This window comes from Pseudomonas sp. EU05-FHT14B02 (assembly GCF_058791055.1).
Map to the genome: position 1 here is coordinate 86,318 of NZ_JBYTDD010000030.1, position 10,405 is coordinate 96,722.

Sequence of the window (10,405 nt, forward strand, 5' to 3'; positions counted from 1 at the left end):
TGAGCGTCACCTGTGTTGGCTAAGGGGGTGGCAGCCCTTCCGGCATCGCGGATAAATGTTCGTGACAGGCCAGCCATAGGCCTTGTTGTTCTTGGCCAGACGCTTGTTTCTTGAAAACAATCGTCTCGCGCTCCTGGCTGAAGTGTTGCTCCCCTTGCATGCGCAACTCGGTGGCCACGTCATGGATGAAAATCGCCATGTCACCCTGCAGGCTGACGAAAGCGTTGCTTGAAGTGCACGAGAGCACCTCGAAGCCATCCTCAGAGCGCCAGCCGTCCCACATCGCCTGATAGGCGTCGCGCGACAGCAGGGGCTGTTCGAGGGTATAGAAGACGAAGCTGGCATCGGCGCTGAACGCGCCGAAGTAGGCTTCGCGATCGTTACGGGCAAAAGCGGACACCAGGTCGGCGGCGGCTTTGAGAACCTGATCACGTTCGCTCATGACCGATCCTCAGCGGTGGACTACGCCAGGCAGTACACAGAGCATTTCGTACAGCAGGTTGGCGGCCAGCAGTGAGGTGTTGCCGGTGGTGTCGTAAGCGGGCGAGACTTCTACCAGATCGCAACCGACCAGGTCGAGGCCTTGGCAGCCACGAACAATCTCGATTGCCTGAATGGTCGTCAGACCGCCGATTTCCGGGGTGCCGGTACCAGGTGCCCAGGCCGGGTCGATGCCGTCGATGTCGAAGCTCAGGTAAACAGGACCGCCGCCGACTTTTTCGCGGACTTCAGCCATCAAGGGCTCCAGCGATTTGTGCCAGCACTCTTCAGCCTGAACCACACGGAAACCCTGGTTGCGGCTCCAGTTGAAGTCGTCAGCGGTGTAGCCCTGGGCGCGCAGGCCAATCTGCACGACACGGTCCGGGTCCAGCAGGCCTTCTTCAACGGCGCGACGGAAGGTGGTGCCATGGGCGATTTTCTCGCCGAACATGTGATCGTTCACATCGGCGTGGGCATCGATGTGCACCAGGCCGACCTTACCGTGCTTTTTATGGATGGCACGCAGGATCGGCAGGGTGATGGTGTGGTCGCCGCCCAGGGTCAGCGGGATCACGTCGTGTTCGAGGATGTTGTCGTAGGACTCTTCAATGATCCGTACGGCATCCAGCAGGTTGAAGGTGTTGATCGCGATGTCGCCAATGTCGGCAACCGACAGCGAGTCGAACGGCGCAGCACCGGTGGCCATGTTGTACGGGCGAATCATTACCGATTCAGCGCGGATTTCACGAGGCCCGAAGCGGGTGCCGGGGCGCAGGGAGGTACCGATGTCCAGGGGTACGCCTACGAAGGCAGCGTCCAGGCCGGCAGCGGTATTCAAATGGGGGAGTCGCATCATGGTGGCGATGCCGCCGAAGCGCGGCATTTCGTTGCCGCCCAGTGGTTGGTGAAGAATCTTGTCCACGGGTAGGGCCTCATCGTCGTTGTTTTATTTATGTCGGTTGCGCCGTTCACGGAAGGGACGGGCGCACCTTGTGGCGCCGATTCTGCGAAATGTAGTGGCCGGGAAGAATCGCTACGGGCAAATACTTAGTTCAGATTTTTCTAAACTAATGGAAGTGGCGGCGTTAGACTTCACCCCATACGCAAAACCCAATGCCGGGAACAAACCTGGTGGGAGCGAGCTTGCTCCCACAAGGATTTGCATTGATTCGAGCATTGCGCGTCACCCCGAGATCGGAGCATTTCCATGGCCAACGCTTTACCCGACCTGAAACTATTGCGCATCTTCGTCAGCGTGGTGCGCCATCAGGGGTTCGCCAACGCCCAGCAGGAGCTCAATCTCTCGACGTCGGCCATCAGCACCTACATGAGCCAGCTCGAAGCAGCCCTTGGCCTGGTGCTGTGCCATCGCGGCCGTGGCGGTTTCAGCCTGACCAGCAAGGGCGAGCTGTTCCATCAGGAAACCCTGCGTCTGTTGGGCGAACTCGAAGGCTTCGAGCAGTACGCCGCCGCCCTCAAGGGCGAGTTGCGCGGTACCTTGAACCTGGGGGTGATCGACTCCACCGTCAGCGACAAGGCCCTGCCGTTCGCCGAAGCCATCGGCGCCTACAGCCAGGAACACCCGGCCGTGCACTTGCACCTGTCGGTGATGAGCCCTTACGAATTGCAACTCGGCGTGCAGGACAACCGTCTCGACCTGGCCATCGGTGCGTTCTCCACGCGCATGAGCGGCCTGGTGTACATGCCGCTGTACCGAGAACAACACTGGTTGTATTGCAGCACGCGGCATCCGCTGTTCAACGAGCGGCGCATTCCCGAACAAGTCATCACCCAGCAGCGCATGGTCGGTCGTGGTTATTGGAGCCAGGCCGAACTGGCGCGCCACGGTTTCAAGCACAGTGCTGCGACGGTAGAAAGTATGGAGGCCCAGTTGATCCTGGTGCTGTCCGGCGCCTACATCGGTTACCTGCCGGAGCACTACGCCCAGGCCTGGGCCGACAAGGGTGACTTGCGGGTGCTGCTGCCGGCGACCTTCGGTTATCAAGCCCCGTTCTCGATGATCGTGCGGCGGGGCCGTAGCCGCGAGCCGCTGATCCAGACATTCCGCGACTTGCTTAAAGCTCAACTGAATCAGGCGTAGAGACGATGTCCAGAATTCAATGTCAGCGTTGTCTGCGCCCGCAAACTCATTGCCTGTGCCCGCTGATTCCCAGCCTCGACAGCCGCACCCGGGTACTGTTGTTGCAGCATCCGAGCGAAGTGAATCATGCGTTGAACACCGCGCGTCTGGCGGCGCTTGGGTTGAAGAATGCCGAGTTGATCGTCGGCGAGGTGTTTGAGGATTTGCCGGTGCTGTTGAATCAGCCGGGGTATCGGGCGCGGTTGCTGTTTCCCGGCGAAGATGCCCAACCGATGCAGGTTTGTGCCGCGACAGACGAACCCTTGCTGCTGGTGGTCCCGGACGGTACCTGGCGCAAGGCACGCAAGATGCTGCACCTCAATCCGCTGCTGGCGGCGTTGCCAAGGGTGACCCTGGCCGAGGGCGGTGTGTCCCGCTATCGGTTGCGCAAGGCACCGGGACCGGGGGCGTTGTCGACGGTGGAGGCGATTGTGCAGGCGCTGGAAACCCTCGAAGCGCCGACTTCGTTTGCGCCGTTGTTGAAGCCATTCGAAGCGTTGATCGAGGGGCAGATTGCGGCGATGGGGGAGGAGGTTTACCAGCGTAATCATTCTGAAAAATGATTGGTGGTCTTGCCGGCCTCATCGCGAGCAAGCTCGCTCCCACAGGTTCAGTGGCGGTCGCAGATTTCGTGTACGACACGGACACTGTGGGAGCGAGCTTGCTCGCGATGGCGGCAGATCACTCACTGCAGATTCTGGATACTGCCTACCGCTCCCGCATCGCCTCGGTCCGTGCCTTCAACACCGGCTTGAGCAGATAGTCCAGCACCGTTTTCTCCCCGGTAATAATGTCCACCGTCGCCACCATCCCCGGGATGATCAGCAGAGGTTTCACATCCCCGCCCAAATGGTTTTTGTCGGTACGCACCTGAATCAGATAGAAGCTGTTGCCCTTATCGTCGGTGATGGTGTCAGCGCCGATCAACTCCAGTTTGGCGCTCAGGCCGCCGTAAATGGTGTAGTCGTAGGCACTGAACTTGACCATGGCTTTCTGGCCTGGATGCAAGAATGCAACGTCCTGTGGCCGTACCTTGGCCTCGATCAGCAGGTTGTCTTCCAGCGGCACGATTTCCACCATGTCACTGCCGGGCTGGACCACGCCGCCGATGGTGTTGACCTTCAACACCTTGATGATGCCGTGCACTGGCGAAACCACGGTGGTGCGGGTCACGCGGTCGTCGATGGCGATGCTCGAGGCCGTGATTTTCGACAGGTCAGTGCGTTTCTCGTTCAGCTCTTTGGCGGCTTCCGAGCGGAAGGTTTGCTCCGACTCGTCGATCTTGCTTTTGATTTCGTTGATCGCCGATTCCGCCCGGGGAATCGCCAATGTGGTGGCGTTCAATGAGCCGCGAATCTCCACCGCGCTGCGTTTGAGCCGCAGGATTTCCACTGGAGACACCGCCCCCGTGCCCACCAGCGGCGCGGACATGTTCATCTCTTGTTGCAACAACGCCAGGCTTGAACTGAATTGACCCTGTTTCGAGCGGAACTCCGCTAACTCCTGGGTTTTTTGCCGAAGTTGTTCGCTCAGGGTGCGCTGCTCGCTGGCCAGTCGGCGTTGCCGTTGCTCGTACAACGAACGCTCGTCTTCAGCCACTTGCGGGGCTTTGGCGATCACTTCTTCCGACAGCTTGAACGGACGGCCTTCGGCTTCGGCCGAAAGCCGTTCGACCTGCGCGGTCAAGGCAAAGCGATCGGCTTCGCTTTCGCCCTTGTTCGACAGGTAGCGGGTGTCATCCAGGCGCAGCAAGGTGTCGCCCTTGTTCACCATCTGTCCTTCACGGACGAAAATTTCAGTGACGATGCCGCCCTCCAGGTTCTGGATCACCTGGACCTTGCTTGACGGAATCGCCTTGCCTTCGCCCATGGTCACTTCCTGCAACACGGCGAATTTGGCCCAGACCAGTGCACTGACCAACAGCGCGGCTGCCAGCCACACGGTGATCCGCGACCAGCGCGGTGAGTCCTGCAAGGAGGCGCCGGCGGTTTCCGGCATGTACTCGGTTTCGGCACTTTTGTTGAAACTGTCGAAGTAGCCACGGGATCCTTGATCGGCAGACATGGGCGACTCCTAGACGGCCGCAGAGCCGACACGGCCCTTGCGCAGTGCATCGATGACCGCGTCTTTCGGACCGTCGGCGACGATCCGTCCGTTGTCCAGTACCACCAGCCGGTCCACCAGGCTCAGCATCGAGGTGCGGTGGGTCACCAGCAGGATGGTTTTGCCCTGGACCCATCCGTGAAGTTTTTGCCGCAGGACGTCTTCGCTGCTGTTATCCATGGCGCTGGTGGGTTCGTCGAGCAGCATGATGGGCGGGTCGAGCAACATCGCCCGGGCCAGCAATACGGCCTGGCGCTGGCCGCCGGACAACAGTTGCCCGCGTTCACCCACGGGCCGGTCGAAGCCTTGCGGGTGTTGCCGGGCCAGTTCGGTAACGCCGGTCATCTCTGCCACTTCGAGCATGCGTGAGTCGCTGATATAGCGCGCGCCGAGGGTCAGGTTGTCGCGCAGGCTGCCGGCCAAAAGTGGCAGGTCGTGGGCGACGTAACCGATTTGATGGCGCAGGTCGGCGACGTCCAGTTGCCGCAGGTCCAGACCATCGAGCAGCAACTGGCCTTCATCCGGTTCATAAAAGCCCATCACCAGTCGCGCCAGGGTACTTTTGCCTGAGCCGCTGCGGCCGATGATGCCGATGCGCTCTCCGGGTTTCACACTGAAGCCGACATTGGCCAGGGCAGGCGCACTTTGGCCGTTGTAGTGGAAGGTTACGCCGACGACATCCAGTGCGCCTTGCAGTTGGGTGCGCTCCAGTGGCCGTTGTCTGGCGTCGCGCTCCTGGGGCAGACCCATCAGCGCATCAGTGCTTTTCATGGTCAGTTGCGCTTGCTGGTAGCGGGTGATCAGGCCGGCGATCTGACCCAGTGGTGCAAGTACCCGGCTACCGAGCATGTAACTGGCCACCAGGGCGCCGACGCTGAGGTTGCCGGCGATGATGCTGTAGACCCCGGCGACGATGATTGCCATGCCGGACAACTGCTGGATGAACAAGGTGCCGTTGGTGGCCAGGGCCGACAAGTTACGCGCATGGCTGTCGAGGCGGGTGAGGGCGCCGTGGGTGCTTTCCCATTTGTGCTGGCGTTCGCTTTCGGCGCTGCAGGCTTTGAGGGTTTCCAAGCCGCTGAGAGTTTCGATCAGCAGTGCCTGGCGTTCGGCGCCCAGGCTGAGGCTTTTTTGCACGGTATCGCGCAGGCGCACCTGGATCACCATGGCGAAGATGATGGTGATGGGAAAAGCCAGCATCGGGATCACCACCAGCCAGCCACCGAGCAGGCCGATCACCAGCAGCATCAGCAGGCAGAAGGGCAGGTCGATCAGGCTGGTGAGGGTCACGGCGGTGAGAAATTCCCGCAGGCCCTGGAAGTCATGAATGCTTTGGGCGAAGCCACCGATGGTCGCCGGCCGTGCTTTCATCGCCATGCCGGTGATGCGCTCGAACAGGGTGGCGGACAGGATCACATCGGTTTTCTTGCCGGCGGTATCCAGCAAGTGCGCGCGCACAACTCGCAGCACCAGTTCGAAAGCCGTGCCGATCAGCAAACCGATCGCCAGCACCCACAAGGTCGAAGTGGCCTGGTTCGGCACCACGCGATCGTAGGTCTGCATCACGAACAGCGGCACCATCAGTCCCAGCAGGTTGATCAGGAAGCTTGCCAGGATCGCATCGCTGTACAGCCATTTCGACAGCTTCAGCGTATCGCGAAACCAGGCCTGGACCCGGGGCACCAGCGGCGATCGCAAGTCTTCGAGTTCGTGACGTGGCCGGGCGAACAATGCCTGGCCACTGTAGTGTTCGGCCAGCTCCTCTGGGCTGAGCCATTGTTCGCCGCCGTCGGCTTCGCTGGGCAGGATCAGCACCTTGCCGTCCTCGCCATAACGACGCAGCACAGCCGTGCGGCCGTTGTTGAGCAGCAGCAGCACGGGCAGGTTGAGCGAGGAGATGTCTTTGAGGTCGCGGCGCAGCAAGCGCGCCTGCAAACCGGCCCGGGCCGCTGCACGGGGCAGCAGGTCCAGGCTCAGGCGTTGGTGTGCCATGGGGAGCCCGGCACTGAGGCTGGCGCGACTGACCGTCGCGCCGTGGAGTTTGCAGAGGATCAATAGACCGTCCAGAAGCGGGTCATCGAAGCTCAGGCGCGGATCGACACCGGTGTTGCCGGGTTCCATGCTGGTCATTGAACCCTCCCGTGCACTACTTCATATCAGGTAGACGAGCTTCGTTTTTCACTTCGGTCTGGGCGATCGCGTCGGCGGGCAGTACGACCCGTTGCTTGCTCAGCAACTGGCCCATGTTCGCCAGGACACGATACATCGAGAACTCTTCGGTGTAGCGCACTTCGGTATAGCGACGGTTGGCGTTGTAGAGCTCGTTTTCACTGTCGAGCAGGTCCAGCAGGGTCCGTTGGCCGAGGCCGAACTGATCCTGGTAGGCGATGCGCACGCGCTTACTGGTGTCGGCGTATTCACGGGCGGTCGGGGTTTGTTTCTTGGCGTTGACCATGGCGTTCCAGGCCAGGTGAATGTTCTCGTTGAGCTGGCGCAGGGCATTGTTGCGGATGTCCATCGCCTGGTTGATCTTGTGCGAGTCGGAGGCCAGGCGCGCCTTGTCGCTGCCGCCGCGGAACAGGTTGTAGTTCATCACCACGCCGACCCGCCATTCGTTGTCGTGCCCTTCGTCACCCTGCAGGTTGTTGTTCGCGCCCACCGCCGCCTCGGCGTCGAAGCGAGGGTAGAACGGTGACTTGGCGACTTCGTACTGGCTTTCAGCCGATTGCACGTCGGCCTGGGCGGATTTCAGGTAAGGGTTGTTTTCCACCATGCTCTGCTGGGCTTCGGGCAGGGTGGTGGGGACTTCGCCACGAATCGATGGCGGGGTTTCGAGTTCATCGGGCATGCGCCCCACAACGGCATAGAAGTTCGACTCGGCATCGGCCAGATCGACTTCGGCGGTGTCGAGGTTGTTTTCCGCCAGTGCCCGGCGAGCGCTGGACTGGTCGGCATCGGCGTTGCTGCCCACGCCGCGCTGGGTACGCAGGCCGATCTGGTCGTTGACCCGCAAGTGCGCTTGCAGGTTGTTCTTGGCTAGGGTCACCAGTTCGCGGCGCTTGAGGACTTCGAGATAAACCTCGGTGGTGCGCAGGGCCAGATCCTGGGCCGTACCCTGAGCGTAATAGGCTCGCGAGTTGACCACGCCTTTTGTGCGTTCGACCTCATTGGAAGTGTTGAACCCGTCGAAGAGCATCTGCCGCAGGCGCAATTCCGACTGGGTGTAGTTGAGAATTTCAGTGTGGTGATTGCCGAATGCCCGAGTATTGGTGTTATCGCTGTACCCGCGCCCGTAGGCGGCGTTCAAATCAACCGATGGATAAAAGCCCCCTTTGGCGACCTTCACGTCCTCATCCGCCGACAGCCTGCTGTCGACCCGGGATGCCAGTTCCGGATGGGTCGCAATGGTGCTCTGGATCGCTTCGGTCAGCGTTATGGCCTGCGCTTGGGACGAGCAGGCCATGGCCAAAAGAACCGCGCTGCAGAGGGGGGTTAATAGGCGCATTTACATCTCCCTGATTCCTGATGGTGCTTGTCTGTCGCCAATTATTTGACGAAATTTGCCGGTAAAGTTGTTTCACATCTTTAACAAAAGAGCTAAGAACATTCTGGAGCGTAGCCAAGAAATTTTTTTCATAACGGATATGCCAAAAAAAACTTATGCGCTCTGCAAAATCCAGCACATTGTTCAATTAGAAAGCCCTTGTTTTATGGGCTCCAGGGCGCTCATCAGGGTTTTAGGAAAATTCCAATCCACTTATCGAAATAGAGCGGAGAAGTGCTGGAGGGGAGGGATGCGAGCGATCTTATGGCGACGGTTTTTTGTCACTTGAGTGCTTCGAGATCGTTACGCATCGCTCACAGGCAACTTTGTTGCGAACAGGGATCCGATGCCATTGATTGCAGAGGGATTTTCCCGAAATCGTAAACAGCGCCGTGAGCGACTGGCTGGGCGAGATCGTTGCCGGGGCCACGGCTTACTCAAGTAAACCGGCACCCGGAACACGATCCGCCAGACAACCCGCTCGAGCCATGAGCACGTACTTCGCGCAATTAAGGTGCCGACAGCGGTTGGCGGCGGAGGAAGTGCACATGGCAACGCTCATCGGAATCGTCAGTAAGGTCATCGGTCAGGTGTTCGCGGTTGCGAGCGACGGCACCCGTCGTGCTTTGGTTGAGGGGGACCGGCTGTTCGCTGGCGACCGACTGAGCACCGGCGCTGAAGGCGCGGTGGCGGTACATCTGCAAAATGGCCAGGAACTGACCCTCGGGCGCGACAGCAGCATGCAGATGACGCCGCAGTTGCTCGCCAATCAGATTCCCCATATCGACTCAACCGAAGCGGTGACACCGAGCGAAGCGCAACTGACCGATGTCGAACAGCTGCAAAAAGCCATTGCGGCGGGCGACGACCCGACCCAAACCGCTGAAGCCACCGCTGCCGGGCCTGCCATGACTACCGGAGTACCGGGCGGCATCCCGGGCAGTGGCCATAGTTTTGTCATGCTCGAAGAAGTGGGCGGGCGAGTCGATCCGGTCATCGGCTTCCCCACTGCCGGGTTCAATGGCATTCCCGAATTTCCCGAAGAACGCCTTAACGTTAATCCGGATATCGCTGTAGCGGACGAAGCCCCTGTCGTGCCGCCGGTGACGCCGCAGGTGCCGAACAATCCGGTCACCCTCGTTGGCCTGTCGGAGCAGAACGGCGAGCGGACTGTCAATGAAGCCAACCTGGCCGACGGTTCGGCGAGGAACGAAGTTTCACTGACGCGAAGCGGCACCTTCACTATCAATGCACCAGACGGGCTGACCAGTCTCAGCATCGGCGCAATCAATTTGATCAGCGGTGGTGTGGCGGCAGGTTTTCCGCAGTCGATCACCTCACCTCTGGGCAGTACCTTGACCATCACCGGTTACGACCCTGCCACGGGTGTGGTCAGTTACAGCTACACCCTCAACCGTGCCGAAACCCACGCAAGCGGCGAGGGTGCCAATAGTCTTGCCGAACACGTCACCGTAGTGGCCAGTGACAGCAATGGCGATAGCATTACCGGTACGCTGGATATCAACATCATCGACGATGTGCCGAAAGCAGTCGATGACAACAATGGCACCTCCTCGGAAACCCTGCTGACCCTCAACGGCAACGTGCTGAGCAACGACGTGCAAGGCGCGGACCGGGTACCGCTCGGCGAAAACAGTGGCCCGATTACCCCCGGCACCTTCACCGGCACCTACGGCACTTTGGTGCTGAATGCCAATGGCACTTACGCCTACACACTGAACACCAGCGATGCCGACTTCAAGGCGTTGCACGGCGGCGGCAATGGCACCGAAACCTTCGCCTATACGCTGACAGACGCCGATGGCGACAGCAGCACCGCCACCCTGGTGCTGCAGATCCACAACAACGATGACCCGATCACGATTGGCGGTTTGAATGCCGGGGGCGGTGAGTTGACCGTCTTCGAGAAAAACCTCAGCGACGGCAGTGCACCGAATGCCACTGCCCTGACCCAGAGCGGTACTTTCACCGTCACTGCACTGGACGGTGTAACGACCCTGACTGTCGGCGGCATCGCCGTGGTCACCGCTGGCGTGGCCACCGGCTTCCCGCAATCGATCACTACGCCGCTGGGCAGCACCCTGACCATCACTGGGTTCAACGCCGTCACCGGCGTG

At 60.3% G+C, this 10,405-nt stretch carries 8 protein-coding genes; 3 read left to right on the top strand and 5 right to left on the bottom strand.

Annotated features, from left to right (window positions below; all coding sequences use genetic code 11):
* Positions 1-19 precede the first annotated feature (19 nt).
* Complete coding sequence (locus AC3WTM_RS23890) at positions 20-442, bottom strand: YybH family protein (RefSeq protein ID WP_102671241.1); 423 nt, start codon at positions 440-442, stop codon at positions 20-22.
* Between the two features lie 9 nt (positions 443-451).
* Positions 452-1,402, bottom strand: a complete 951-nt coding sequence (gene speB, locus AC3WTM_RS23895; protein WP_007984912.1) for an agmatinase — start codon at positions 1,400-1,402, stop codon at positions 452-454.
* A gap of 285 nt (positions 1,403-1,687) precedes the next feature.
* On the opposite strand from speB, the gene AC3WTM_RS23900 reads away from it, so the two are divergent.
* A complete protein-coding gene (locus AC3WTM_RS23900) occupies positions 1,688-2,581 on the top strand; it encodes a LysR family transcriptional regulator (RefSeq protein ID WP_007972518.1) in 894 nt (297 codons plus the stop codon).
* Between the two features lie 5 nt (positions 2,582-2,586).
* Positions 2,587-3,183, top strand: coding sequence for a tRNA-uridine aminocarboxypropyltransferase (locus AC3WTM_RS23905; RefSeq protein ID WP_102671240.1), 597 nt, complete (start codon positions 2,587-2,589; stop codon positions 3,181-3,183).
* Positions 3,184-3,328: 145 nt separating this feature from the next.
* Here AC3WTM_RS23905 and AC3WTM_RS23910 read toward each other — a convergent pair whose 3' ends face one another.
* Genes AC3WTM_RS23910 through AC3WTM_RS23920 form a run of 3 tightly spaced genes read right to left on the bottom strand, consistent with a single transcriptional unit; the run spans position 3,329 to position 8,228 of the window.
* Positions 3,329-4,684 carry an HlyD family type I secretion periplasmic adaptor subunit gene (locus tag AC3WTM_RS23910; RefSeq protein WP_057715955.1) on the bottom strand — a complete coding sequence of 452 codons (1,356 nt, stop codon included), beginning with the start codon at positions 4,682-4,684 and terminating at the stop codon, positions 3,329-3,331.
* A 9-nt stretch (positions 4,685-4,693) separates the two neighbouring features.
* Positions 4,694-6,853: a type I secretion system permease/ATPase gene (locus tag AC3WTM_RS23915; RefSeq protein WP_102671239.1), complete on the bottom strand. Its 2,160-nt coding sequence runs from the start codon at positions 6,851-6,853 to the stop codon at positions 4,694-4,696.
* Positions 6,854-6,869: 16 nt separating this feature from the next.
* Entirely contained in the window at positions 6,870-8,228 is a 1,359-nt protein-coding gene (locus AC3WTM_RS23920; protein WP_102671238.1) for a TolC family outer membrane protein, read from the bottom strand.
* A 587-nt stretch (positions 8,229-8,815) separates the two neighbouring features.
* On the opposite strand from AC3WTM_RS23920, the gene AC3WTM_RS23925 reads away from it, so the two are divergent.
* Positions 8,816-10,405 (top strand): retention module-containing protein (locus tag AC3WTM_RS23925; RefSeq protein WP_492587654.1); only part of this gene is annotated, 1,590 nt, incomplete at its 3' end.